Below are 26918 nucleotides of genomic sequence, written 5' to 3'. Positions count from 1 at the left end.
GTATTAATATGCTGTCTTAATAAGTAAGACGGTCAACAACGGGAAGGAGAGGGAAAAAGATTGAATGAATAATCCGATTATAAACGGGAGCTTTGAAACCGGTACATTAGCGGGGTGGAGTTCGGCCAATACCCAGATTAACAGTTTGTTTGCACATTCAGGGAGATATTCCGCGCAATTTATTGGAGCTCAGCCATATGCTTACCTCAGTCAAATCGTTCCAATTTCAGCCAAGTCAGTGACTCTATTCGTATCACTCGCAACGCTCGGAAATGAGCCAAGTCCCCAAGTAACTCTCCAGATCATCTATGTCAGCGCAGCAGGTGAACAAATCAGTTCCATTCAAGAAAATATTACACCCGGAAATTTGCCGAACGTGCTCTTTCACACATGGTCTGAAATCTATAAAACAAGCAGTGTGCCTTCTGGCGCGGCCTCTGCCGTCATTGTATTAAGTAAAGTTTCTTCCGGCACGGTTTTAATAGACGACGTTTCATTGGCGCAAACCGGGGGTGAACCTGGCGTAACGGGAATTACAGGTCCCACAGGAGTGACGGGCCCTACAGGAGTGACCGGAGCAAGAGGAGCGACGGGGTCGACAGGATCAACGGGTGTAACCGGCCAAACCGGAGTGACTGGTCCGACAGGAGTAACAGGGGCGACGGGAGTAACTGGAGCTACCGGCTCGACTGGTGTAACAGGAGCAAGAGGAGCAACCGGAACTACTGGCTCAACCGGAGTGACTGGAGCAAGAGGAGCGACCGGAGTAACTGGTGCAACGGGAGCAACCGGAACTACTGGCTCAACCGGAGTGACTGGAGTAACAGGAACAACTGGCTTGACTGGTGCAACAGGCCCAACTGGTTCAACAGGAGCAACCGGAGAAACTGGCGCGACAGGCTCAACCGGAATAACAGGGGCAACCGGCTCAACTGGAGCGACAGGTACAACAGGCCTAACGGGTGTAACTGGTCCAACTGGAGTGACTGGGGCAACGGGGATAACAGGATCAACAGGCCCAACCGGCCCAACCGGAGTAACGGGTCCAACTGGAGAAACAGGGGCGACAGGAGAAACCGGTGCAACTGGATCGACAGGAGCGACTGGGGTAACGGGTGTAACCGGGGGAACGGGAACAACCGGACCGACAGGCGCAACCGGCTTAACTGGTGCGACGGGATTAACTGGAGAAACAGGCGCAACCGGGGGAACAGGTCCAACGGGTGTAACAGGAGAAACCGGTTCAACTGGAGTGACTGGTGTAACAGGAGAAACCGGTTCAACTGGAGTGACTGGTGTAACAGGTGCAACCGGAGAAACAGGTCCAACGGGAGTGACTGGCTCAACTGGTGTAACCGGCCGAACCGGAATAACAGGCTCAACAGGAACGACCGGCTCAACTGGTGCAACAGGCCCAACCGGATCGACAGGACCAACTGGTTCAACCGGTTCAACTGGAGTGACTGGTGTAACAGGTGCAACCGGCGCAACGGGATCAACAGGCCCAACAGGATCAACAGGCCCAACCGGTGCAACGGGAGTAACAGGCCCAACTGGTGTAACTGGTTCAACAGGAGAAACCGGAGCGACCGGTGTAACTGGCTCAACCGGTGCAACAGGAGCGACCGGAATAACGGGATCAACCGGAGCAACAGGCGCAACTGGTGTAACCGGGCTAACTGGAATAACAGGCGCGACGGGCCCAACCGGTGTGACTGGACCAACAGGGGTTACTGGCTCAACAGGAGAAACCGGTTCAACTGGAGCGACAGGATCAACCGGTCCAACTGGTGCAACGGGGGTAACTGGAGCAACCGGAGAAACAGGCGCAACTGGTGTAACCGGCTCAACCGGAGCGACAGGATCAACCGGCCCAACAGGCGCCACCGGAAAAACCGGTTCAACCGGCTCGACAGGCGCAACTGGCTCAACAGGTATAACCGGAGCAACAGGATCAACTGGAGTAACAGGATCAACTGGAGTAACAGGCCCAACGGGAGAAACCGGTCCAACAGGATCGACAGGTTCGACTGGGGTCACGGGTGTAACCGGGAGAACGGGACCAACCGGATCAACGGGCGCCACTGGAATAACTGGAATAACTGGAACAACTGGTGCAACGGGGTCAACTGGGGAGACTGGTCCAACAGGAGAAACCGGAGAAACTGGTGCAACGGGAGTAACAGGCTCGACAGGAGCAACTGGTGCAACGGGAGTAACAGGGGCAACGGGAGAAACTGGCCCAACTGGATCGACAGGCCCAACTGGATCGACAGGCCCAACAGGAATTACCGGAGCAACGGGATCAACTGGTATAACGGGACCAATCGGGGCAACCGGAATAACAGGAGCGATCGGAATAACAGGCCCGACCGGGGATACAGGAGCGACTGGTGTAACGGGGACAACCGGGGTAACAGGTTCAACCGGAGTGACTGGAGCAATAGGTGAAACAGGAGCAACGGGGCTGACTGGGCCAACGGGGTTCACCGGAGTAACAGGCCCAACGGGAGTAACAGGAGCGACAGGCATAACTGGCGCAGCAGGTCCAACCGGAGTAACGGGGTTGACAGGAGAAACCGGAGCGACCGGTGTAACTGGTGCAACAGGAATAACCGGAGCAACGGGATCGACAGGTTCAACAGGAACAACGGGCGCCACTGGCATAACCGGAGCAACTGGTGTGACTGGAGCAATAGGTGAAACCGGAGCAACGGGAGCCACCGGAGTAACAGGAGTTACTGGCCCGATCGGCACAACAGGAGCGACAGGCTCGACTGGCCTAACTGGATCAACAGGAGCAACCGGAGAAACCGGCCCAACTGGCTCAACCGGAGTAACTGGCTCAACCGGAGTAACTGGCTCAACCGGGGATACCGGTCCAACTGGAGTAACTGGCCCAACTGGAGTAACTGGCCCAGCAGGAGTAACGGGATCGACAGGATCGACTGGGGTCACGGGTGTAACCGGGAGAACGGGAACAACAGGAGCGACCGGAATAACAGGCTCGACCGGTCCAACGGGGGAGACTGGACCAACGGGAGTGACAGGCACAACCGGAATAACAGGGGAAACTGGGGCGACAGGAATAACAGGCGCAACAGGTATAACTGGAGAAACCGGCACAACCGGCCCAACAGGTGTAACTGGGGAAACAGGTCCAACGGGATCAACTGGTATAACTGGAATAACCGGCTCAACAGGCGCAACAGGTGGAACCGGAGTAACCGGAATGACTGGTGCAACGGGCTCAACAGGATCAACGGGGGTAACTGGAGCAACCGGAGAAACCGGCGCAACTGGTGTAACCGGTTCAACCGGAGTAACGGGTCCAACCGGAGAAGCCGGCCCTGCAGGAGCAACTGGCCCAACAGGATCGACGGGTGTAACCGGCCCAACCGGCGCAATAGGAGAGACCGGTGTAACAGGAATAACCGGAGCAACGGGGTCGACAGGAGAAACCGGTTCAACAGGAACAACTGGAGAAACCGGCTCAACCGGTGCAACAGGGGCGACTGGAGTAACAGGCTCAACTGGTGTAACTGGTTCAACCGGAGCAACTGGCCCAACCGGAGTCACGGGCTCAACAGGAGTAACAGGCTCAACCGGAGAAACAGGTGCAACTGGAGTAACTGGGGCAACGGGAGAAACCGGCCCAGCAGGAGTAACTGGCCCAACAGGAGTAACCGGGTCGACAGGAATAACCGGATCAACGGGAGTGATTGGGGCCACAGGAATAACCGGAGCAACCGGGCCAACGGGAGTAACAGGAGCAACAGGCCCAACTGGTGTGACTGGCCCAACTGGGGCGAGTGGTGTAACTGGTCCAACTGGAGAAAGCGGGTCAACAGGAGAAACCGGATCAACAGGAGTTACTGGCCCGACTGGGGTCACGGGCTCAACTGGTGTAACCGGAGTAACCGGATCGACAGGAGAAACGGGATCAACTGGTGCGACGGGATTAACTGGAGAAACCGGCCCAACTGGAATTACAGGAACAACCGGAGCAACGGGAGTGACTGGAACAACAGGTGTAACCGGCCCAACAGGTGTAACAGGAACAACCGGAGAAACGGGATCGACAGGAGCGACTGGGGTAACTGGTGTAACCGGGGGAACGGGAACAACCGGCTCGACTGGTGCAACAGGACCGACTGGATCAACCGGAGAAACCGGCCCAACTGGGGTAACGGGCTCAACAGGAGTAATGGGATCAACGGGAGAAACTGGCCCAACAGGTGCAACCGGAGCGACCGGCCCAACAGGAGTAGCCGGATCGACAGGAGAAACCGGATCAACTGGTGCGACGGGATTAACTGGAGTGACCGGAGTAACAGGTGCAACAGGAGCAACTGGCTCAACGGGAGAAACGGGTCCAACTGGTGTAACAGGCCCAACCGGATCGACAGGAGAAACGGGGTCAACTGGAGTGACTGGGGCAACCGGCCCAGCAGGAGAAACCGGATCAACTGGACCATCAGGAGCAACAGGATCAACAGGAGAAACCGGAACCACGGGCTCAACCGGATCGACTGGAGTAACAGGTCCAACTGGTGTAACTGGTGTAACTGGTTCAACCGGAGAAACTGGTCCAATTGGTGTAACCGGCTCAACCGGCCCAACTGGGGTAACGGGCTCAACTGGGGCAACTGGCTCAACAGGAGAAACGGGTGCAAGGGGAGTAACGGGTCCAACCGGAGTAACCGGGTCGACAGGAATAACAGGAGCAACAGGAATAACCGGAACCACGGGCTCAACCGGCCCAACAGGAGCAACCGGCTCGACTGGTTCAACAGGCCCAACTGGTGTAACCGGCTCAACCGGTGCAACTGGAGTAACTGGAGCAACGGGAGAAACTGGCCCAACAGGAGGAACTGGGTCAACCGGTGCAACAGGGGTAACTGGAGAAATCGGTCCAACCGGAGTAATCGGTGCCACGGGAGAAACCGGCACAACCGGAGTAACAGGCCCAACTGGTATAACCAGAGAAACGGGCTCAACTGGAGTGACTGGGGCAACGGGGATAACAGGAGCGACAGGAGCAACCGGAGTAACAGGGTCAACAGGAGTAACCGGCGTAACGGGATCGACCGGAATAACAGGCGCGACAGGCTTAACCGGTGTGACTGGCCCAACTGGTCCAACGGGAGTGACAGGATCAACCGGATCGACAGGAGTAACCGGTCCAACAGGCACAACCGGAGTGACTGGTGCGACCGGAGAAACAGGATCAACCGGAGCAACGGGTGCATCCGGGGTAACGGGGTCAACCGGATCAACCGGCATAACAGGCCCAACAGGTGTAACTGGTATAACCGGATCAACGGGTGTAACAGGAGTAACCGGCCCAACAGGGTCAACGGGGGTAACTGGAGCCACCGGATCGACAGGCGCAACGGGCCTAACCGGCTCAACTGGATTAACAGGAGCGACAGGATTAACAGGCTCAACCGGCCCAACGGGAGGAACTGGGTTAACTGGTGCAACAGGAGTGACTGGCCCAACAGGTGTAACGGGATTAACAGGCTCAACCGGCGCAACAGGCTCAACAGGAGTAACTGGAGCAACTGGAGAAACAGGCTCAACCGGAGTAACCGGTTCAACGGGAGTGACTGGAGCAACAGGCTCAACCGGCTCGACTGGTGTAACCGGGGCAACAGGAGTAACAGGAGTAACGGGCCCAACTGGAGCAACAGGACCAACCGGCGCCACAGGCAGTACACCAACCTTGCTCTTCACAAGAACCAACGGGCCGCTCACTGTTTATCCGCCGTTAAATACAGAAGTTCCCATTGTTACGCTGGCAATCCCGGTTAACGCTTTGCAGAATGTAAAGCTTGATTATGCACTCAGTGTCGCGCTAACAACTGCAGCCAATTCAAACTTTGTTTTTGAGGTGAGATTATATAGGGGAACAGTACAAATTCATACAAGAACTCTGTCGCGAACTAGTACTACCGCAGCTACGGATAGTTTTTCGATTGCTGATACAACAGTGGATACAGCACCGACCGCAGGAACAAATACGTACCAGCTGAGAGTTATTTTCACAACTGCGAATAATATAACAACAGCGACAGCTCTCAATATCGATTTTAACAGCATTCGTTTCCCGACAACCTAATACAACAGCAGACTGATATTTTAAAGATGAAAGACCTGACTTATGCACAGTTAGGTCTTTTTTCTGTAAATGTTGCATGATGCAGCCTTAAAGAACATTTAAAAATTTGCCCAATAGAAGTGGGGTTTTGCCACACCTTTTTTTATCATGGAAATATTATGAAAATAGAGGTGGTGTAATGAGAAAAGGAGATACTTGGTATAACAGATACGACTCTTGGGATTACGACTGCCGGAATAGTAATGAGTGTTGCTGTCATTTTCAACATAAAAGAAGAAATCAAAGGCGCAGTTATCAAAATCGGGCACATTGCTGTGAAGGATTCTGTTGCGAAAACTCTTGCTGTCATGAAAGATGGTGTCCATGCTGTCATCCAAATCATTTTCATGTAAGAGGATTCACCGGAGCAACGGGGTGCACCGGAGCAACGGGGCTGACCGGAGCAACAGGGCTGACTGGAGCAACGGGATTCACTGGAGCAACGGGGTTTACCGGAGCAACGGGCTCGACTGGGAATCCCGGCGCGACTGGGGTAACCGGCGTCACTGGAGATCCCGGCGCGACTGGAGCCACCGGCGCCACGGGAGCAACGGGAGTAACGGGCTCGACCGGCGCCACCGGCGCGACTGGAATAACCGGTGCCACCGGGGTAACGGGAGCAATGGGATTAACCGGCGCAACGGGAGTAACAGGCTCGACTGGAATAACCGGCGCCACCGGGGTAACGGGAGTAACGGGAGTAACCGGAGCAACCGGTGTAACGGGAGCTACCGGAGCAACCGGCGCAACTGGGGTAACGGGAACAACCGGAGTAACCGGAGCGACCGGGGTAACCGGAGTAACCGGAGTAACCGGAGTAACAGGAGCAACCGGAGTAACGGGAGCAACGGGAGTAACAGGCTCAACCGGAGTAACCGGCACCACCGGAATAACTGGAGCAACCGGGGTAACCGGAATAACTGGAGCAACCGGGGTAACCGGAGTAACAGGTGCAACTGGGGTAACGGGAACAACCGGAGTAACCGGCGCAACTGGGATAACGGGAGCGACCGGAGTAACAGGTGCAACTGGGGCAACGGGAGCCACTGGAGTAACAGGTGCAACCGGAGTAACAGGTGCAACCGGAGTAACAGGTGCTACCGGAGTAACAGGTGCTACCGGTGTAACCGGGGATACTGGAGTAACCGGAGCCACAGGGATAACCGGAGCCACTGGAGATATTGGAGCGACCGGAATAACGGGAGTAACCGGAGTAACAGGTGCTACCGGAGTAACAGGTGCTACCGGTGTAACCGGGGATACTGGAGTAACCGGAGCCACCGGGGCAACCGGTGTAACCGGAGGTACTGGAGCGACTGGAGTAACAGGCTCGACCGGAGTAACCGGAGTAACAGGCTCGACCGGAGCCACCGGCGCTACTGGAATAACCGGTGCCACCGGGGTAACTGGATCGACCGGAGTAACAGGCTCGACCGGGGTAACGGGAGTAACCGGGGATACTGGAGCAACAGGAATAACCGGAGCCACCGGAGTAACGGGAGCAACTGGAGTAACCGGCGCCACCGGAGTAACCGGCGCAACTGGGATAACGGGAGCAACCGGGATAACAGGAGCCACCGGAGTAACGGGAGCAACTGGGTTAACAGGAGCAACCGGAGTAACGGGAGCAACTGGGATAACGGGAGCAACCGGAGTAACGGGAGTAACCGGGCTCACCGGCTCAACCGGAGCAACTGGGATAACGGGAGCCACTGGAGTAACCGGAGCAACAGGAGCAACCGGGGTAACGGGAGCCACCGGAGCAGGCGCGATCATTCCTTATGCTTCAGGTCTTCCCACTGCCGTGACGACCATTGCCGGCGGATTAATCGGAACGGTGAGCCTTGTCGGGTTCGGCAATTCTGTAACGGGCGTCAATGTCGGAGGGGGAGGTGCAATTGATCTCACCGGGGCCGGAGGAACTCTGCTGAACTTTGCTTTTTCTGCTCCGAGAAGCGGAACCATTACATCAATTGCCGCTTATTTCAGTACAACCGCAGCATTGTCGCTTGTCGGCTCGACTGTTACGATAACCGCACAATTATACAGTTCCACAGTGCCGAACAATACGTTCACGCCGATCCCCGGAGCATCCGTCACTTTAGCTCCTCCCCTCACCGGCATATTGTCAATCGGCAGCATCAGCAACGGAATCACGACAGGGCTGAACATTGCGGTAACTCCTCAAACCCGGCTGTTAATGGTATTCTCCGCCACTGCAACAGGCCTTTCGCTTATTAATACAGTGGCGGGATATGCAAGTGCGGGAGTTACGATTTCTTAAGTGAAAACGGCCAGACTGGTGCGGATCATCTAAGCTTGGAGAAGATATCACTTTTTCTTCAAGCTTTTTTGTTTTTACGTCTTTTTGGGTAAATAAAGGCTGACGGGAATTCCCCGACAGCCGGCAGAAGTATTTACAAGCCTTCTGAAGTTAATCAGTATCTTAATGAAGACGTCTTTAGTGAGTTCGAATCATCCGTTGTGCCGGGAGTGTGAATCATCATCGAAACAGCGGTGCCCTCATCCGGGGTGCTGGTGATCGTCAATTCACTTCCGCAAAAATGCTTCAGCCGCCGATTGATATTTTTCAGGCCGACACTGCGATTAACGTCAGAAGACAAAATATCTTTCTGTATGTCCGGCATGATGCCGGTTCCATTATCCTCCACTTTGATAAAATACGTGTTTTCGCCTTGTTTTTTCGCTGTCAGCTTTATCCGTCCGCCGCCTCTTTTCTTACTGATCCCGTGATGAACGGCGTTTTCCACCAATGGCTGTATCATTAAAGGCGGAAGGGGGAAGTCAATGCCCTGTTCAATATCAAAAAGGATATCAATCCGTTTGCCGAAGCGTGTTTTTTCTATAGAAAGATATGACGTAATGATAGAAAGTTCGTTTCTGAATGAGCTGATGTCCGAAGTGTTTTGAAAATCAAAACTCATCCTTAAATAGTTTGTAAATGCAGCAGTCGTTTCCCGTGCTTTTTCAATATCCAAATGGCTGAGCGCGATGATCGTATTTAATACATTGTAAAGAAAATGAGGCTTAATCTGCGACTGAAGAAATGCCATTTCCAAATTTGTGGCTTGGTGAGCCGTATGCTTCATCAAAATTAAATTTTTAATACGCGCGGTGAATTCAGAGTAATGATAAGGCTTTTGTAAGATGTCGTTTGCTCCGGCATGAAACGCCTTGTATTTGTCATGGCTGATAATGGCTGCCGTAACGATAAGAACCGGCAGATCGACCATGCTGAATCTTTCGCGGATGTTTGTGCAGACTTCAAAACCCGTCATGTCGGGCATCATCAAGTCTAATATGACCAGGTCAAGCCTCGAGGAAGAGACAGCTTGAAGCGCCTCTTTTCCGCTTTTTACTGCGATTACGTTATAAGGAACACCTTCCAGCATATCAGTTAAAATTTTCAAACTCTCGATGTTATCGTCGACGATCAGAATCGTCGGAGCATCGATTTTTTCTGAGTGATAAGGCGTGACCAGCGAAATATCCGACATTCTCTGTCCGGGCTGTGATTCAGGAGGTTCGGTCTTTGCTTCCGGTAAAGAATCAATTTGAGCGGCGGGTAATGTAAAATGAAAGGCTGATCCTTGCGCCGCCGCTGACTCCGCCCAGATGTCCCCGTTTTGGAGCTTGACGAGCTGTTTCACAATACTTAAACCTAAACCCGTTCCATCTTCTTCTGTCCCTCCCGCTTGCTGAAAAGAATCAAAAATGGTTTCAAGATCAGCCTCAGGAATGCCGCTGCCGGTATCGGCCACCGTGATTTGAATCATTTTGTCATTCAGGCTTTCAGCAGAAAGAATAATGTTCCCTTCGGATGTGTACTTGATTGCGTTTTCAACAAGATTGGTTAAGATTTGCCGGAATCGGTTTTCATCTGCAAGCACCAAAGGGAGGCCGTCCGGCACATGATTAAGAATGGCAAGTTTTTTATGTTTGGATAAGAGCCGGTAGAAGTTCATCTCACTGCATATGACGGCATGCACATCGACGGGAACCGGACGAATCTGCAGCATACCCTGCTTCATTTTTTCCAAATCAAGAATATCATTTACGAGATCGGAAAGTCTGTAGCCCATACGGATGATCAGCTGCATATTTTCTTTCTCTTCCTCTATCGTCTTCTTTTTTCTGCCGGCTACAAGGGTTTGGCATATATTAATAATGCTGTTCAGCGGCGTCTTGAATTCGTGTGAAGTTTTGGCGATAAATTCATCTTTCAGTTGGTCGATTTTGACTAATTTCCGTGAGAGGACTTCATTGTCCCGGAAAGCTCCGGCGAATTGCTGCGCCATCAGAAGAACCACCGCCAATAAAGCGATGACTGTCGGCAATGAATAGAGCGAATTAAAAGAAAAAGCCGTTTTGCCGCTGTAAGCTGAAATGGTCGTAAGAATCACAAAAGCGCTCATCGAGACGGATGCGAGTGTAAGGTACGTGCTTCCTTTTATTTTTCTTATGGCGGCAATCGTAAAAATATATGTAATATAAAACAGAGTCGTAACGGCAAGCACAGAATGTAAAATGTATGAGAGATGGTCAATGAAACTTCCGGACATAAAATCAGTGATCAAGATGGTCCCGGATAAAGCGGTTAAAATGGTGATCGTCGTTTTTGAAACAATTTCTCTGTATGCATAAAAGAGATAAAGAAAAACCGCCATGCTGACAAGCACGGTTGAGATGATACGCAAGGAATTCAGCAATGAAAATGAAATAGACGGAAAGAGGAGAAAGATAATTCTTTCTTTCCCGATCATAAGAATAATGGCTGAAAAAAGCAGACACATCACGGAAAAGAACAATAAATGTTTATCCTTTGTCCGTTGCAGAAAAAAGCCGAGAAAATATAAACCGGTAATGAAAAAAGCCGTAATCATAATGGAATCATTGAAAAAGGAAATTTGATTCTCACGTATAATTTGTTCTTGAGTCCCAAACGTTATTGGTTTTGCGATCCCCCAGCCGGGAACTTTTCCGAAATTCGAAAAATGCAGGACAAGTTCATTGTCACCCTTGTGAAGCCTGAAAAAGCTGCTGTACGGTTTGTTCTGCGCCTTAAAATCAGCTTTTTCTGAAGGATTGCCGCTCTGTCCGATTAACTTTCCATTAAGGTAAAGTCGGTTTGAACTGTAGATAAAAGATGTGCTGATCCCCAAAACCTGATTGTCTTCATTTGATCGGATTGTCAGTTTGTACGTCCCGTAATCCACATCGGCCGTTTTGCCGAACAGCTTCACATTGACAGGGACATCAACGAGTACGGGATTTTTTCCTTTTGCTGAATGAAGCGCCTGCGGTGACAGCATCTGATTTGGATATAGAATCCATTTCCCGTTCAGCTGGACATTTCCATCCTTTTGAAAATCCCACTTTTCCAGATTGATCACGCCCTGTTCCGCTTGAGGGAAGGGGGATCCTGAAAAATGATTCAGGACCATAAAAATCATAAAGAAAGCAGCGTAGCCGCAAATAATCGAAATGGAAATAAATTTTTCTTTCACATCATTACTCCTTTATCCCATTCAGGGGCATTCTATTATCTTATGTAATGTATAAATATTGTAATCACAAACGTTATAATACAACAAGAGAAAGAAAAAGAATCCAACTATATAGGGCATTGGACATGGTATAATTGAAATTATTTTCAGATATATCTATATTTACGGGTGGGATGCGGTTTGAAAGCGTTAATTGTGGATGATGAGGAACTGGCATTGCTTCATTTTAATCGTATGCTTGAGCGGACAAACGCCTTTCAATCTATTATAACGTTTCAAGATCCGGCAGAAGTTCTGGAGCATTCGGAGCTTTCAGCAGCTGATGCGGTGTTTCTTGACATTGAAATGCCCGGGATAAACGGTATTGAGCTTGCTGAATCGATTCAGGAGGTCAATGAAAATATCCAAGTTATTTTTATCACCGCTTATAATGAATTCGCGATCAAAGCGTTTGAATTAAATGCTGTCGATTATCTTTTAAAACCGGTTGACAATGCCCGGCTGCTGACAACTGTTGAGCGGATCCGAATGAATAAAAAACTCAGGACGGCAGAAGAGAATACCGGGACGGATTATGTTATACAATGTTTTGGGAACCTGGACTTTTATCAATCGGTAAATGGTGTCAAAACATACATAACAGTCAAGTGGAGAACATCCAAAGCCCGTGAACTGTATGCATTTTTACTTCTTAATCAAGGGCGCACGGTCAGTAAAGACATGCTGATGGAGATGTTTTGGCCTGCTTATGATGTATCAAAAGCAAGCACCCAGCTTTACTCGACAATATATCAGATACGGAAATTAATCGGTCAGCTGCCCTTCAGCCAATCAGTAGAAAATAACGATATAGGATACATTCTCCGGCTTTCCGGAGTAAAGGTTGATACAGTTGAATGGGAAAAAACATTAAAAGAGGCTCCTCCGCTCAGCGCAGCTGCACTAACCCGGCATATGGACATTGTCATGTCATATGAAAACCATTATCTCATGGAGAATGGCTATCTGTGGGCAGAGCCGGAAAAAGCGCGTCTGGCCCATTTGTGGCTCAGCAAAGCGTACGAACTGATTGGTTTTCTCATCCAAGAGAAGAACGATCATCAAGCGATGGACATTTGCCTGCAGGTTGAGAAAATAGAGCCCGGTGACGATAAAATTATACAATACAGACTGCAGTTATTTAATAAACTGGGAAAGGTAGAAGAGGCGATAAAGGAATACGAACGCTATAAACAATTAAAAGATAAAATCAATTGACGATTGAATGACCGGACCGGCTGATGCCGGTCTTTTTTTGTTCGCTATTTCTGAAATGATCCCATGTACAGAATTTGTATAGGCTGATTTCATACAATGTAGTTTGGTTCGGATAAGGAGAATCCCATACTTACCGGCTTGTTCGAACGTAAGTCTATATAAAAGGGGAGGAATAAGACATTGGGAGTGAGGAACTTTTCGTTCAGCCCGAAAAAAAGCAAAAGGCTGAGGGCGGCATTAATTTCATGCTTCACGCTGTTTTTCATCTTCAGCCAAGTTGTCAGCTTTACTCCGATCGCAGCCGCTTCCGGATCACAACAAAGCGTGAGCGGGTTTTTTGATTCAGTTGCAGTCAAAGACGGCAGACAGCAGACTGTTGACGGGTCAAAAGGGAGTGAGCCCGCTTTAGCACCGGGAGATAAAGTGACACTGACATACGAATGGTCACTAAAAAACAAGGAAGATGCAAGTGACCGGAATATCACCTTAAAGATTCCGGAAAGTTTTACATTAGATAACGAGGCCGAAGGTGAGCTGACATCAGCTGATCGGGTGATCGGTATATATAAAGCTGAAGCAGACAGCAGCACGCTGGAAGTGAAAGTGAACGATGCTGAAGCAGATGCCGGGGATGCCAAAGGCTCCATTACACTGTCGGCGAAGTTTACTCCCGACATAACAGATGAGACGAAAATGGCAAAAGCTCTTTTTCAACTGGATGCCGGCAAGACCCAGCAGGTGTTAATACCTGTGAAGAAAGACGGAACAACGGATTCCGAAACAGAAAAAAACACCTCTTCAACACCTGCTGAACCTCAGCAAAAGACAGAGAAAAAATCAGTATCTGCAGACGGCGGGGAGAAAGCAGAACAGACAACGAAACCAAAACCTTCTGCTAAACGCAGTCAATCAAAAATGGCGGTTTCAAGCAAATCTGCCGCTAAAAGCCTTCAATCAGGCGGAAGCCGGATTACGCAAAATATTTTAACTGATGTGAAATTGACGGATGAAAAAGGAAAACCATATGACAAAAACAACCCTGCGAATACGAACTCTCCGGCAAATATCACCATTCAATGGGCGATTCCGAATGAGCTTGGAAAAACAATAAACGACGGGGATCGATATGAATTTGATCTGCCTAAAGAATTTATCATGCATAATGACATTACGAACCAGCCATTGACCGACGGCGATAGTACGTACGGAACTTTTTCCATTAATACGAGCGGCCATGTCATCATGACGTTTAACGGCGAGGTAAAAGAAGATACTAACGTCAAGGGGTCATTGTATGTAAACACCCAATTCAATCAGAAAGAAATAAAAGGATCAACCACGCAAAAGATTAAGTTTCCGGTTAACTCTGATACGCCGGACGTAACGGTTTATTTTAAACCGAATGTCAATAAAACCATTGAGAAATCAGGGTCATTGGATAAAGGTATTAATCCCGGAAAGGTAACGTGGACGGTTGATCTTAATAAAAAGGAAGAAGAAGTTAAACATGCGAAATTGACTGAAAGCCTTCCGGACGAATTGATTTTCCGCTCTGTGAAAGTGTATGAACTTGATGTGAATATTGACGGCTCGGTGAGTCAGGGAAATGAGATAACTTCAGGTTATACCGTTGGCGAAAACGGTAATGTCACCTTCGCCGGGACGATCGATTCAGCCTACCGGCTCATATATGACACGGAAATTAAAGATGAGGCAAAGCCGGGTAAAGGCGGAAACATCACGCTGACAAACAAGGCGGCATTCAGCGGAGACAATGCGGAGCCAATTTCTGCGGAAGCTTCCGTAACAGCGGGTTACGGAAAAATGATAGAAAAATCTTCGACAGGTTATAAAGGAGAATCCCAAACGTTCAGCTGGGCTGTTATGTACAACTACGGTGAGAAAAAGATTGATCAATCCAAAGCCGGCATCAAGGATACGTTCGGATCAGACGATCTGCATCTTGTTCCCGGTTCATTGAAAGTCCTTCCGATTACATTCAGCCAGAACGGCAGCGAACAAGAGGGCGCCCCATTAAAAGAGGGTGAGGATTATACGCTGACTGATAACGGGAACGGTTTTGAAATAAAATTCAAGCAAAGTGTCACAGGAGCATATAAGATCATTTATCAATCTCAAGTCAACGATGGGGTCATTATTGACAGTCCTGTCAAATACACCAACACAGTAGTGACAGATACGGGGGACTCGAAGGAAACTCCGGGAACCGCCATTCAGCAGAATCTGATCAAAAATTATTCAAATGCAGACTATGAGAAGAAGACGGTTGATTGGACAATCACAGTTAACAAAAACGGTTACACAATGAAAGACTGGACGCTGGATGATCAATTCACCAGCGGAGGCCTGACGCTCATTGACGATTCATTTCACATGCAAGACACGACTGATAACAAAACGCTGAAAGAAGGAACAGACTATACATTAACAAAAAAACCCGGAAATCAAGGCTTTACAATAGCATTGATCGGGGACTACGCAGAAACAAACAGTCAGTTTAAGATCACGTATACGACAAAATTCAACGCTGACTTTTCAAACGAACCCATTAAGAATACGGCGGAGTCGACATGGACGGATAAAAACGGCGGCAAACGCACAAATAAGGAATCGAGCGGTTTCACACCGAACAATCAGACGTCCCATAACGGATTCAAAAACGGCTCATACAATGCCGTTTCAAAAGAAATCACATGGAAAGTCGGCATCAATTACAATGGCGAACCTTCAAAAAATCCTTATATAAAAGATACGATCACAGATGGTCAGCAATTTTTGCATGGGTCGGTTGCTGTTAAAACGTATACCATCAGCAAAAACGGTTCCATCACTGAAGGAGAGGCGCTGGATTCTTCAAAATATGAAATAGAAGAGCCGTCAGACGGCAACAAAAATACGTTAATCGTACGTCTCAAAACTGATGACGCCTTACCATACCTGATTGAATTTAAAACGTCATTAAAAGGCCAGGTCATCAAACAGAATCAATACACAAACAAAGCAGAGTACTTTAATAATGACCATGCAGACCGAACGCTGACGGGTTCAGTTTCCATCGCAAACGGAGGAAACCTGATTTCGAAAGGCGGCAAGCAGAACGGAAACAATATCGATTGGAACATTAATGTCAATGCCAGCCAATCGACACTGGATGACGTAAAAGTCAAAGACACCCCGGATGAGAATCAAATAATAGATGAAGATTCTTTTAAAGTATATCAAGCAAAATATAATGAGAACGGCGTTATGAAAGACAGCAGCGGAAATCTTATTCCGGGTGATGTGAAGCTTGAAAAAGATAAGGACTATAAACTAGATATAAAAACTGACAATGCCACCGGTGAACAATCATTTGTCCTCACCTTTACAGGCAGCTATAAACAAATCGACCGCGCGTATGTCATACAATATCGTTCTCTCATTAATATTTCCGGCAGCAGCGGTCAGGTCAGCAACAAAGTGTCGATATCAGGGACAAATGTTGAGGAGCAGACCCAAGAGAACAACAGCTCAGTATTTGTCGCCATTTCAAGCGGCGGCGGCTCAGGATCAGGAGAGAAGGGAAGCCTGACGATATCTAAAACAGGATCAGACGGAACATCTCTTTCAGGAGCCGGCTTTCAATTATGGTCTAAAGACGGCAAGCAGCTGCTGCGTACGGGCACAACAGACGATGCCGGTAAACTTACGTTTGGGAATATCCGTTACGGAACCTATGTACTGAAAGAAATAAAAGCTCCGGACGGCTACACCATCAGCAGCATCGATTTAGACCTTCCGATTTTAAAAGGCACAACCAATGAAAACCTGCTGATCGGCGCGGCAACTATGCGTCCGGATCAGAAAATGGGCGAGGGAAACTACCCGTTGGCAGGCCACCATCTGAAGCAGGAGAACCTATTGTTCGGCCCTCTTTTACACATAAAAAAAGGCGCGCAAATCGTGATGACCGACTTTAGAAAAGACTATATTTATTCTGTAACATCAAAAACCATGATTTCAGAAATAGAAGCAAACGCAATTCATGAGACAAAAGATAAAGAGATTACATTAATCACATGCGACAAAGCGGTAAGAACCGAAGGACGCCTGGCCGTCAAAGGAAAATTGATTGATATTTCCGGTCATTCAAATGTATCTCGGCCATCATAGAGAAACACTTTTTCAACTGAATATACGTCCGCTGTTAAACATCCCGAGACTGGCTTCTGTCAGTCTTTTTTTGCGCAGCGATTATAAAAAGTTCATCCTTCTTATCTCTTTTGAGGGAAATTATACCAGACTGCACTTTTTGAAAGAAATGACAAGAGAAAAAGATCACGAAAATTCTCAAAAATGAGAAACAAAGATTTAAAAAGTGGTATGATTTTAGGAGGAAAGGACGGCTGGTGCTGTGTTGGAAGCGAAGCGGTTTTATGTCTCTCTGCAAATGAAAATCGCCGGATTAATCACGGCTTTATTAATACTTGTCATCGGAACGCTCACAGTTATATTTGCCTTTCAGCAATTAAAAGAAGGCCAGAAGCAGGCTGAACAGCTGGCGGTGCAAACGGCAAAAACCATTTCATACATGCCTCCTGTAAAAGAGGCGTTCCGGCTTGCGGATCAAGAGGCTTTTACAAAGTTAGATGTCATTGAACAAATGAAAGAACAGGCAGGCGCGCACGCCGTCTACATCACTGATCAAAAAGGGCATGTTGCATTTCATTCGGCCCGCAGCAGCATTCCGAAAGAAAATCAAAATCTGCAAAATAAAACCGTCATGTTCGGCGGGTCACCGGTTTCCGACGGAATGAAGGCTGTCCGGGGGAGCGCCCCGGTTATTTTGGAGGAAAAAAATCATAACGAAGTCGTCGGAACGGTGACAGTCGAGTTTTTACAAGATGAGATAGAAAAAGATATGAAAGCGCATCTGCGGCATTTAGGCTATTTTGCATGTTTGGTGTTTCTTATCGGCATCGGGGGAGCGGCGGCGCTCGCAAAAAGCATCCGTAAAGATACACTCGGCCTTGAACCGCATGAAATTGCAGCGCTGTACAGGGAACGCAATGCGATGCTCCTTGCGATTAAAGAAGGGATTATCGCCGTAAACAAAGAAGGCGCGGTAACCATGATGAATTTATCTGCGGCTGATATGCTGAATCTTCCGGAACCGATGATCGGAAGGCATATAAAAGAAATCATGCCGGGCGCAAAGCTCATGCCGGTGTTGGCAGGGGGAGAAATACCGCCGAACGTGGAGGTGCGTGCCGGAGATAAAGTATTTATCTTAAATGTGAAAGAAATGAAGCAGACCGGACAAGTATACGGAGCGGTGATCAGCTTCCGCGAAAAAACGGAGCTCAAGAAACTGATCAACAAGCTGACTGAAATGAAAAAATACTCTGAGGATCTCCGGGCGCAAACGCATGAATTCTCGAATAAGCTTTACGCGATACTCGGTCTGTTAGAGCTGGGAGAATATAATGAAGCCATTGAACTGATAAAAGAAGAGTACGCCATCCAGAATGAACAGCATGAAATCCTCTTTCAAAACATTCATTCACAGCGGGTTCAGGCCATACTATTAGGAAAAATGGGAAAGGCGTCTGAGAAGAAAGTGAAGCTTTCAATAGATGAAAACAGCTTTTTAGAATCGCTGCCGGAGCATGTGGGTTCATCCCAGCTCATTACGATCATCGGAAATCTTATTGATAACGCTTTCGAAGCCGTCGCCGAAAAAGAGAAAAAAGAGGTATCCTTTTTCATGACCGATATCGGCAGGGATATCGTCATCGAAGTGGCGGACTCAGGAGACGGCGTGCCTCAGGAAAAAACAGAAACGATATTTGAAAAGGGCTACTCTTCAAAGGGGACTAGGAGAGGATACGGCTTAGCCAATCTGAAAGAAGCCGTCAGTGAATTGCAGGGATCGATAGAGATTTCGCAGCAAAAGAGCGGCGGTGCCGTATTTACGGTGTTTATACCGAAAGAAACGCCAAAGGGGGAATCGGTGTGATTAACATCGCGATTGCAGAGGACGACTTTCGAATAGCGCAAATTCACGAAAAATTTATCGAACATCTTGATGGATTCAATGTCATCGGCAAAGCAATCAATGCCAAAGACACCATATCGCTGCTTGAGAAACGGCAGCCTGATCTGCTGCTTTTGGATATTTATATGCCGGATGAGCTGGGAACAGATCTGCTTCCCCTTATCCGCGGCCGTTTTCCTTCCGTTGATATCATCATTATTACGGCTTCTGCCGAAACAAGACTGCTGCAGGAAGCGCTCAGATCAGGCGTTTCCCACTATGTCATAAAGCCGGTGTCGGCACATAAATTTACAGAAGTGCTTTTGCAGTACCGTGAAAAAAGAGAATGGCTGCACTCACAGCCGGAGCTGAGCCAGTCCGTTATCGACATGTTTTTCGGAAGCGGTCAGAAAGAACAAAAACAGCTCAATGATCTGCCGACCGGGATTAATTCGATTACACTTCAAAAAATCAAAAACGCGCTCAGGGCAGCCCAAAAAGGGATGACGGCTGAAGAACTGGGCGAAAAAATGGGCGCCTCCAGAACAACGGCGCGGCGCTACGCCGAGTTTCTCGTTTCTCGGGAAGAAGCGCTCGCTGAATTAGAGTACGGCATTATCGGCAGGCCGGAACGGAAATATTATTTAGCACATGAATAAGGGATGGGAGAAATGAAGCGGTTGGGAGTGCTTCTTGTCATGCTGGCGGCGCTGGTTTCTTTTGACGGACGGCAGATGGCGGGCATCCGTTCAGCCGAAGGGCCGGTTGAAATTGTCGTCCCGGCAGCGCCTCAAGGGGGCTGGGACGTAACGGCAAAAGCTTTGCAATCGGTAATAGAGCGGAAGCAAATATTAGGCCGGCCCGTAAAGATCGTCTATAAACCCGGCGGAGGCGGAGACAGCGGCTGGAAATATGTAAACGAACGAAAAACGGATGTCATCAGTATGAATTCAAGCCTGCTGTTAAGCAATGAAATTTTGGGACAAAGCCGGCTGAAGGCAGCTGATTTTACGCCTTTGGCCATTATCGCAAAAGAGTGGCAGACCGTCGCTCTTCCGAAGGATTCAAAGATAAAAAGCGGAAAGCGGCTGCTCGGCGATATTAAAGCACATCCGGGCGGCATAAAAATCGGATTTGCGCCCGGCCTCGGAAATGATGACCAGCTCTCCTTTGCGAGAGCGGCGGAAATGGCCGGAATTTCTCCGTTTGATATCCGCTTTTTTCAATACGGGAGCAGCAATGAAGTCATTGAAGCTCTTATCAGCCACGAGATAGACGCCGCCTCAATGACCATTTCAGAAGCGAGAGACGCCTATCGGAAAGGGAAAATCACATTGGCGGCCGTTACGTCGGACAAAAGGCTCTCCGGCTTCAGCGATGTGCCGACATGGAAAGAGCAGGGGGTGCCGTTTGTCTTTGCGCACTGGAGAGGCATCATGGGGCCGAAAGACATGACCGAAGGCGAGATCGCCTATTGGGATCAGGCTTTGAAACAGATTACCTCATCCGCGGAGTGGAAGCAAATGTTGAAAAAACGGGATTGGGAGAGCTTTTATAAAAACAGCAGCGGCGCAAAACGCTTTTTAGAAGAGCAGACCGAGTTTTATAAAGAGATGATGAGCAGCGAAAAATAAGCCTTCCGCATATTTGCGGGAGGCTTTTTATTTATAAATGAACAAAATGAACGAAAAGGTTATAAAAAATTAAAAATCTTTAAAATCCAAAATATTTACTTCAATATCCAATTCTCATAAGATAGCAAAAAGGCGGATAAAGGGGATCGGGCCTTTAAAATGTAAGCGTATTCATGATGAGGGGGACATACTGTGTTAGCAATCTTAGGCTTTCTTATGATGCTTGTTTTTATGGTGCTGATTATGACAAAACGGCTTTCAGTGTTAACGGCGCTCGTATTAACGCCGATCGTGTTTGCGCTGTTTGCCGGGTTTTCTTTTAACCGGGTCGGCGAGATGATGATTTCCGGGATTGAACAGGTGGCGCCGATTGCAGTCATGATTATGTTTGCGATTCTTTATTTCGGCATTATGATTGATACCGGTTTATTTGATCCGATGGTGTCGCGCATTTTAAAGCTGGTTAAAGGCGACCCGCTCAAAATTGTAGTCGGAACAGCCGTTTTAACCATGCTTGTCGCACTGGACGGAGACGGCTCGACGACGTATATGATTACGACAAGCGCAATGCTGCCTTTGTATATCATGCTCGGAATCCGTCCGATTATTTTAGCGGGAATCGCCGGTGTCGGCATGGGTATCATGAACACGATACCATGGGGCGGCGCGACGCCGCGTGCGGCGAGTGCGCTCGGCGTTGACCCGGCAGAGCTGACGGGGCCGATGCTGCCTGTCATTGCCAGCGGAATGGTGTGTATGATTGTGGTCGCTTATGTACTCGGAAGGATGGAAAGGAAACGGCTCGGGGTGATCGAATTAAAGCAGCCGTCCCATACAAATGAAACAGCTGCGGCTGCGGAAGATGAATGGAGGCGGCCGAAACTGTGGTGGTTCAATTTACTGTTAACGCTTTCTTTAGTGGGATTTTTAGTGTCAGGAAAAGTGAATTTAACCGTGCTGTTCATCATTGCGTTTTGTATCGCGCTGATTGTCAACTATCCGAAGCTTAACGATCAAAGGGAGCGTATTTCAGCCCATTCGAGCAATGTGCTTGCGATCGGTTCGATGATTTTTGCCGCAGGCGTGTTTACCGGAATTTTAACGGGAACGAAGATGGTTGATGAGATGGCCATTTCCCTCGTATCGCTTATTCCGGAACAGATGGGGGGATTTATTCCGGCGATTGTTGCCTTAACGAGCGGTATCTTTACGTTTCTGATGCCCAATGACGCCTATTTTTACGGCGTGCTGCCCATTTTATCCGAGACCGCCGTGGCGTACGGTGTCGATAAGGTGGAAATCGCCCGCGCTTCGATCATCGGCCAGCCGATTCATATGTTAAGCCCGCTCGTGCCGTCGACGCATTTATTAGTCGGGCTTGCCGGGGTCACCATTGATGAACACCAGAAGTTTGCGATGAAATGGGCGGTTCTTGCCGTTATCGTCATGACGGCCTTTGCGCTCATCATCGGCGCAATCACGATTTTTTAACATAAAACACCCGGTTCGTCGCACACTAAAGGCATCAGAGGAGGTGCCATGATGAGTGATCCGTTTATGCCGCTTTTTTCAGTGAGAAGCGGAGCCGGTTTTAAAGCGGCGGACGGCGTTTACGGACTGACCGTGCAGATTGCGAATGTTTACTTTATCGAAAATCCCTCAGCTCCGCGGGAAATCATTCTGGTTGACGCGGGAATGCCGCAATCGGCGGAGATGATAACAGAAGAAATGAAACGCCGATTCAAAGAGGGGTATCAGCTGAAGGCGGTCATTTTGACACACGGTCATTTTGATCATGTCGGTGCGATTGAAGAGCTGCTTGAGCTTTGGGATGTGCCGGTTTACATTCATGAAAAGGAGCTCCCGTACGTCACGGGGAAAGCGGATTATCCGCCTGCCAGGCCCGATGCGAAAAAAGGGCTTGTCGCAAAGCTGTCACCGCTGTTTCCGCGCCATTCGATCCGCATTCCGTCCGTTCAGGCACTGCCTTCAGACGGTACCGTTCCGTTTCTTGAAGAATGGAAATGGGTGCATACGCCCGGTCACACCCCCGGCCATATTTCATTATTCCGGGATAAAGACCGCGTTCTGCTTGCCGGTGATGCCGTGATCACTGTTGAACAGGAATCGCTTGCGGACGTTGTCATTCAAAAGCAAGAGCTTCACGGGCCGCCCGCTTATTTTACAGCGGATACGCAGACGGCGGCTGCATCCGTTCAGAAACTGGCCGAACTGGAGCCGGAAGCGCTTTTGACGGGTCACGGAATTCCGATGACGGGAAAAAACTACCGTGAGGATTTGCTTACACTGGCTGAAAAACTGCATTCCGTTTTGTAAAACACCTGCGAACATCACAGGTGTTTTTTCTTTGCAGTTTCCAGTATGATACAAAAAAACCATTGTGTTCACTCCTAAAAACGATACAATGGGAAACAGATGTAAATTGAAGGAGAGAGTTTTTTGAAACATACGGAAATACTTTGGGATGAGGCGAAGGATTTTATTGATGTCTGCTATCAGGAACTCGGAATGGAATCGCAAATCAACGCGCGTCTGCACGCGATAAAAGATGAGATAGATCGGACGGGAAGTTACGTCCATACGGCGGAAGAGCTTGAACACGGGGCGAAAATGGCGTGGCGCAACAGCAACCGCTGTATCGGGCGTCTGTTCTGGCAATCGCTGAACGTCATTGACCGGCGCGGTGTGAAAACGAAAGAAGAGGTGCGCGACGCATTATTTGAACATATTGAAATCGCCACGAACGGCGGAAAAATTAAACCGACGATTACGATTTTCCCCCCTGAGAAGAATGGGGAGAAGCAAGTGGAAATCTGGAATCACCAGCTCATCCGCTACGCGGGATATGAGACTGAAAAAGGAAGAGTCGGTGATCCGGCATCATATGAGCTGACGGCTGTCTGCGAAAAACTCGGCTGGCGCGGGAAGCGGACCGATTTTGATATTCTGCCGCTGCTTTTCCGGATGAAAGGGGACGGGCAGCCGGTCTGGTATGACCTGCCTCAGACGCTCGTGAAAGAAGTGCCGATCACCCATCCGGATATTGAAGAGTTTGCCGATTTAAATCTCAGATGGTACGGGGTTCCGATTATCGCCGATATGAGGCTTGAAATCGGCGGGCTGTCGTACAACGCGGCGCCTTTTAACGGATGGTATATGGGAACCGAAATCGGCGCAAGGAACCTTGCTGACGAAAAACGGTATGATATGCTCAAAAAAGCCGCTGCGGTCATGGGGATTTCCGCCAGCCTGAATACCGACCTGTGGAAGGATCAGGTGCTGGTGGAACTGAATAAGGCAGTGCTCTATTCATACAAAAAACACGGTGTCAGCATTGTCGATCACCATACGGCGGCGAATCAATTTAAACGCTTTGAAGAACAGGAACAAGACGCGGGCAGAAAGCTGACGGGCGACTGGACCTGGCTGATTCCGCCGATCTCGCCGGCTTCCACCCACATTTTCCATAAATCATATGACAATACAATTGTGAAGCCGAATTATTATTATCAGGACAAGCCTTATCAGTAACTGATGGTAAAAGTGCGGTACCCTTTCAGACGGTGTGATTCTTCGATGGTTATGCCGGTGACATTTGAGAAGGGGCTGCCTTTTCTGACTGCTTCGGCAAATTGTTTTAACGACTCTTCAGGACCTTCGGCAAGGATTTCCACCCGGCCGTCATCACGGTTTTTTACCCAGCCGGCTACCTTATGTCTGTCGGCTTCCATCTGGACGAAGTAGCGAAAACCTACGCCCTGAACCCGGCCGTCTGCAATCATATGATATTGAAGCATGGAAAAACCACCTTTTTCTTACTATGATAAAGGAAAGATATGAGATTTCGCAAAGGATGTGAACGAGGTGACGCAAGACTATTCTGTCTTATCTATCAATCTCGGAAAGCCCGCAATTCATGAATTTGCCGGCAGACAAATCAATTCCGGCATCATAAAGCGGCCCGCAGATTCTCCCGTCATGCTGTATAAAACCCATTTTGACGGGGACGGGCAAGCCGACTTGAAGCATCACGGAGGCCCCGATAAAGCGGTGTGCGTGTATCCCGCCGAGCATTATTCATATTGGGAAACAACGCTCGCAAGAAAACTTCCCGCCGCCGCGTTCGGGGAGAATGTAACGGTCAAAGGACTTGCCGAACAAGACGTGTGGATCGGAGACGTCTTTCAGCTGGGGGAAGCCGTCGTTCAAGTAAGCCAGCCGCGCCAGCCCTGCGTCAAACTCGCGCTCAAATATGGCATCAAAGATATGGTGCTCCGTGTACAGCAGACGGGATTTACCGGCTTTTATTTCAGGGTGCTTGAAGAAGGATATGTCGATCCGCGTCCCGTCCTCAAGCGTCTGTCGAGAGGAAAAGAAAGCATTTCCGTCTGGTATGCGAATGAAGTGAAATATCGTGATTCCGGCAATCTGTCAGCGATTGAAGAAATACTGCGGGAAGAAGCGCTGTCAGAAAGCTGGAGGGAGTCCTTCCTTAAAAAAAGAGACAGGCTCACTAATGTATAGAAAAAAGCCGTGCTGCACTGACAGCACGGCTGATTTACGTTATGCTTGTTTTTTTGTTTCCAGCAGATTGGCAAGGAAGTACTTTTTGAAGCTTTGAAGCTTTCTTCCTTCATAGTGGGTAATTCCTTTTTTCTTTAACTCTTCTACATACCAGCCTTTACTGCCATAATGCATGTCAGAAAACTCCTTTCTCCGTTCTCCCGCTGGGGAGGTTTCTTCAGTTTTTGCCAAACTTTTGGCATTGTAACATCTATAAAAAGACGCTGAAAAGGGATAACGCAAAAACTGAGACTTTCGATTCAGAGATGTAAAGCTTTCTTACATATATATGTAAAGGGCGGTCTTTTCATGCTTAATGGCCGGTTAATTTTAACAGCACCGTTCCGAGTGTCATGATTCCGAAAACGACGCCGAAATAAATCAGCATCCCCTTCTTTTTCTTCACTCCGTAAACGGTGAGAATGATGCTTTCAATAAAGAAAATAAACCCGAAGATAATAAACCACATGTTGAAAAATGGCTCCTTTCACAGACATATGTCCAGTGTAGCACAACTCTTATAACGGAGCATAAAAAAGCCGGGCACTGTATCAGTGTCCGGCAAGTTTGACGAGAAGCTGGGCCAAATGCTGTTTTTCATTGTCATCCGCAATGTCCCACAGTTCTTGTAAGAGTTTTTCTTCCGCATTGCAGGGCTCCTCGTGTTTGGCGAGATAGTCCCCGAGGATGGCGGCGCTTTTGATGATTTTGCTGTCATCCAGACCCAGTTTTTTTCCGGCGGAAATTTTCTGATGAAGGTACGCCTTAAATTCCTCGAAATCCTCTAAAATCTGCTGTTTCGTTACGCCGTGCATGGCGTGTATTTCGTTTTCGATTTTGATTTTTTCTTTATCTTTTTTCATGCGTCTCCCTCCTTCGGGTTAGTTGTTGTATACCTGTTTGGGAGGGAGATGAAACATTACAATGCAGTTAAAATAATCGGTTTGTCTTTTGTGATCACGATGGTGTGTTCCACTTGGGCGACAAGGCTTTTATCCGGCGTTTTATACGTCCAGCCGTCTCCCGTTTCAACAATCGTTTCCGCTTTCGTGGAAATAAACGGCTCAAGCGCGATCACGGTTCCGTTTTTAAGAAGCGCGTTATCAAACGGATCGTAGTAATTCATGATGTGGTTCGGCGCTTCATGGAGGTTTCTGCCGATTCCGTGGCCCGTCAGCGTTTTAATGACGGTAAATCCGTTGGAGCGGGCTTCATGGTAGACGGCTCTGCCGATCTGATTTTGGCGTTTGCCGGCTTTTGCCTGATCCAATCCTTTCTGAAATGCGGATGCTGCGCAGTTACAAAGCTTTTGCAGACGTTCATCGCCTTCTCCGAGCACAAATGAAATGCCCGTATCTGAATAAAAACCGCCGAACTCCGCCGAAATATCGATATTTACAAGATCTCCGGCTTTTAAGATTTTAGAGGCGCTCGGAATGCCGTGAGCGACTTCGTCATTTACGCTGATGCATGTCACGCCCGGGAAATCGTATTCCTTCTCCGGAGCGGAAGCGGCTCCGTGCTCGTCAAGCACCGCCTTTCCGATCAGGTCAAGATCTTTCGTGCTCATGCCGGGCTCGGCTTTTTTCTTCATTTCTTCACGCGCCAGCGCGACGATTCTGCCGATTTTTTTAAGCCCTTCTAATTCTTGATCGTTCGTTACAATCATTGTCATTCCCGCTTTCTATTTTTAATCATCTGATTCAAGCTTACCA

17 protein-coding genes and 1 pseudogene are annotated in these 26918 nt (G+C 48.7%); 11 read left to right on the top strand and 7 right to left on the bottom strand.

All coding sequences use genetic code 11. The features are described from left to right. The first annotated feature begins 64 nt into the window (after positions 1-64). Both G9F50_RS20880 and G9F50_RS14460 read left to right on the top strand, forming a co-directional pair. On the top strand, positions 65-6124 hold the full coding sequence (locus tag G9F50_RS20880) for an NTTRR-F1 domain (RefSeq protein ID WP_221413079.1): 6060 nt from the start codon (positions 65-67) through the stop codon (positions 6122-6124). A 178-nt stretch (positions 6125-6302) separates the two neighbouring features. Beyond that, entirely contained in the window at positions 6303-8447 is a 2145-nt protein-coding gene (locus G9F50_RS14460; RefSeq protein ID WP_060562221.1) for an exosporium glycoprotein BclB-related protein, read from the top strand. A 154-nt stretch (positions 8448-8601) separates the two neighbouring features. Here G9F50_RS14460 and G9F50_RS20605 read toward each other — a convergent pair whose 3' ends face one another. Both G9F50_RS20605 and G9F50_RS20600 read right to left on the bottom strand, forming a co-directional pair. Continuing rightward, a complete protein-coding gene (locus G9F50_RS20605; protein ID WP_258395817.1) occupies positions 8602-9681 on the bottom strand; it encodes a sensor histidine kinase in 1080 nt (359 codons plus the stop codon). Between the two features lie 72 nt (positions 9682-9753). After that, positions 9754-11067: pseudogene (locus G9F50_RS20600) on the bottom strand (sensor histidine kinase); the annotation flags it as partial. 804 nt (positions 11068-11871) lie between these two features. Here G9F50_RS20600 and G9F50_RS14450 point away from each other — a divergent pair. The 8 genes from G9F50_RS14450 (at position 11872) to nosA (ending at position 24171) form a co-directional block, all read left to right on the top strand. Beyond that, positions 11872-12948, top strand: coding sequence for a response regulator (locus G9F50_RS14450; protein ID WP_060562223.1), 1077 nt, complete (start codon positions 11872-11874; stop codon positions 12946-12948). A 180-nt stretch (positions 12949-13128) separates the two neighbouring features. Beyond that, positions 13129-17121 carry a sortase gene (locus tag G9F50_RS14445; RefSeq protein ID WP_157843567.1) on the top strand — a complete coding sequence of 1331 codons (3993 nt, stop codon included), beginning with the start codon at positions 13129-13131 and terminating at the stop codon, positions 17119-17121. 241 nt (positions 17122-17362) lie between these two features. Continuing rightward, on the top strand, positions 17363-18967 hold the full coding sequence (locus G9F50_RS14440; RefSeq protein ID WP_060562225.1) for a sensor histidine kinase: 1605 nt from the start codon (positions 17363-17365) through the stop codon (positions 18965-18967). After that, positions 18964-19644, top strand: a complete 681-nt coding sequence (locus G9F50_RS14435) for a response regulator (protein ID WP_007610021.1) — start codon at positions 18964-18966, stop codon at positions 19642-19644. Before G9F50_RS14440 ends, G9F50_RS14435 begins: the two co-directional genes overlap by 4 nt. Positions 19645-19656: 12 nt before the next feature. After that, positions 19657-20619, top strand: a complete 963-nt coding sequence (locus G9F50_RS14430) for a tripartite tricarboxylate transporter substrate binding protein (protein ID WP_012117061.1) — start codon at positions 19657-19659, stop codon at positions 20617-20619. A 192-nt stretch (positions 20620-20811) separates the two neighbouring features. Next, a complete protein-coding gene (gene citM, locus G9F50_RS14425; RefSeq protein WP_007408485.1) occupies positions 20812-22110 on the top strand; it encodes an Mg(2+)/citrate complex secondary transporter CitM in 1299 nt (432 codons plus the stop codon). Positions 22111-22161: 51 nt separating this feature from the next. Continuing rightward, complete coding sequence (locus G9F50_RS14420; protein WP_039062768.1) at positions 22162-22956, top strand: MBL fold metallo-hydrolase; 795 nt, start codon at positions 22162-22164, stop codon at positions 22954-22956. Positions 22957-23079: 123 nt separating this feature from the next. Next, positions 23080-24171, top strand: a complete 1092-nt coding sequence (gene nosA / locus G9F50_RS14415; protein ID WP_060562226.1) for a nitric oxide synthase — start codon at positions 23080-23082, stop codon at positions 24169-24171. Here nosA and G9F50_RS14410 read toward each other — a convergent pair. Then, positions 24165-24437: an acylphosphatase gene (locus G9F50_RS14410; protein ID WP_025284412.1), complete on the bottom strand. Its 273-nt coding sequence runs from the start codon at positions 24435-24437 to the stop codon at positions 24165-24167. The genes nosA and G9F50_RS14410 overlap by 7 nt on opposite strands. Before the next feature lie 67 nt (positions 24438-24504). On the opposite strand from G9F50_RS14410, the gene G9F50_RS14405 reads away from it, so the two are divergent. Further along, complete coding sequence (locus tag G9F50_RS14405) at positions 24505-25164, top strand: MOSC domain-containing protein (RefSeq protein ID WP_015239385.1); 660 nt, start codon at positions 24505-24507, stop codon at positions 25162-25164. 39 nt (positions 25165-25203) lie between these two features. Here G9F50_RS14405 and G9F50_RS14400 read toward each other — a convergent pair whose 3' ends face one another. The 4 genes from G9F50_RS14400 to map all read right to left on the bottom strand — a co-directional run bounded on the left by G9F50_RS14400 (position 25204) and on the right by map (position 26872). Next, positions 25204-25338 carry a YflJ family protein gene (locus G9F50_RS14400; RefSeq protein WP_003155609.1) on the bottom strand — a complete coding sequence of 45 codons (135 nt, stop codon included), beginning with the start codon at positions 25336-25338 and terminating at the stop codon, positions 25204-25206. A gap of 178 nt (positions 25339-25516) precedes the next feature. After that, the gene (locus G9F50_RS14395) at positions 25517-25672 is read right to left on the bottom strand and encodes a hypothetical protein (protein ID WP_003155608.1); all 156 of its coding nucleotides are present in this window, start codon (positions 25670-25672) and stop codon (positions 25517-25519) included. Between the two features lie 82 nt (positions 25673-25754). Continuing rightward, entirely contained in the window at positions 25755-26066 is a 312-nt protein-coding gene (locus G9F50_RS14390) for a DUF3243 domain-containing protein (RefSeq protein ID WP_025284413.1), read from the bottom strand. Between the two features lie 56 nt (positions 26067-26122). Next, positions 26123-26872 (bottom strand): type I methionyl aminopeptidase, encoded by a 750-nt coding sequence (gene map, locus G9F50_RS14385; protein ID WP_014417181.1) that lies wholly within the window; start codon positions 26870-26872, stop codon positions 26123-26125. Positions 26873-26918: the final 46 nt, after the last annotated feature.

It is taken from the genome of Bacillus sp. EKM206B (assembly GCF_011066015.1).
Lineage (GTDB): Bacteria > Bacillota > Bacilli > Bacillales > Bacillaceae > Bacillus > Bacillus velezensis.
The sequence above is the reverse complement of the archived record's forward strand: the minus strand, read 5'-3'. Positions and strand labels throughout refer to the sequence as shown.

Excerpts from the sequence above, each read along its gene's own strand:
- G9F50_RS20880 (WP_221413079.1), top strand. The coding sequence starts at position 65 with ATGAATAATCCGATTATAAACGGGAGCTTTGAAACCGGTACATTAGCG.
- G9F50_RS14460 (WP_060562221.1), top strand. The coding sequence starts at position 6,303 with ATGAGAAAAGGAGATACTTGGTATAACAGATACGACTCTTGGGATTAC.
- G9F50_RS20605 (WP_258395817.1), bottom strand. The coding sequence starts at position 9,681 with ATGTCGGATATTTCGCTGGTCACGCCTTATCACTCAGAAAAAATCGAT.
- G9F50_RS14430 (WP_012117061.1), top strand. The coding sequence starts at position 19,657 with ATGAAGCGGTTGGGAGTGCTTCTTGTCATGCTGGCGGCGCTGGTTTCT.
- G9F50_RS14420 (WP_039062768.1), top strand. The coding sequence starts at position 22,162 with ATGAGTGATCCGTTTATGCCGCTTTTTTCAGTGAGAAGCGGAGCCGGT.
- G9F50_RS14410 (WP_025284412.1), bottom strand. The coding sequence starts at position 24,437 with ATGCTTCAATATCATATGATTGCAGACGGCCGGGTTCAGGGCGTAGGT.
- G9F50_RS14400 (WP_003155609.1), bottom strand. The coding sequence starts at position 25,338 with ATGCATTATGGCAGTAAAGGCTGGTATGTAGAAGAGTTAAAGAAAAAA.
- G9F50_RS14395 (WP_003155608.1), bottom strand. The coding sequence starts at position 25,672 with ATGTGGTTTATTATCTTCGGGTTTATTTTCTTTATTGAAAGCATCATT.
- G9F50_RS14390 (WP_025284413.1), bottom strand. The coding sequence starts at position 26,066 with ATGAAAAAAGATAAAGAAAAAATCAAAATCGAAAACGAAATACACGCC.
- map (WP_014417181.1), bottom strand. The coding sequence starts at position 26,872 with ATGATTGTAACGAACGATCAAGAATTAGAAGGGCTTAAAAAAATCGGC.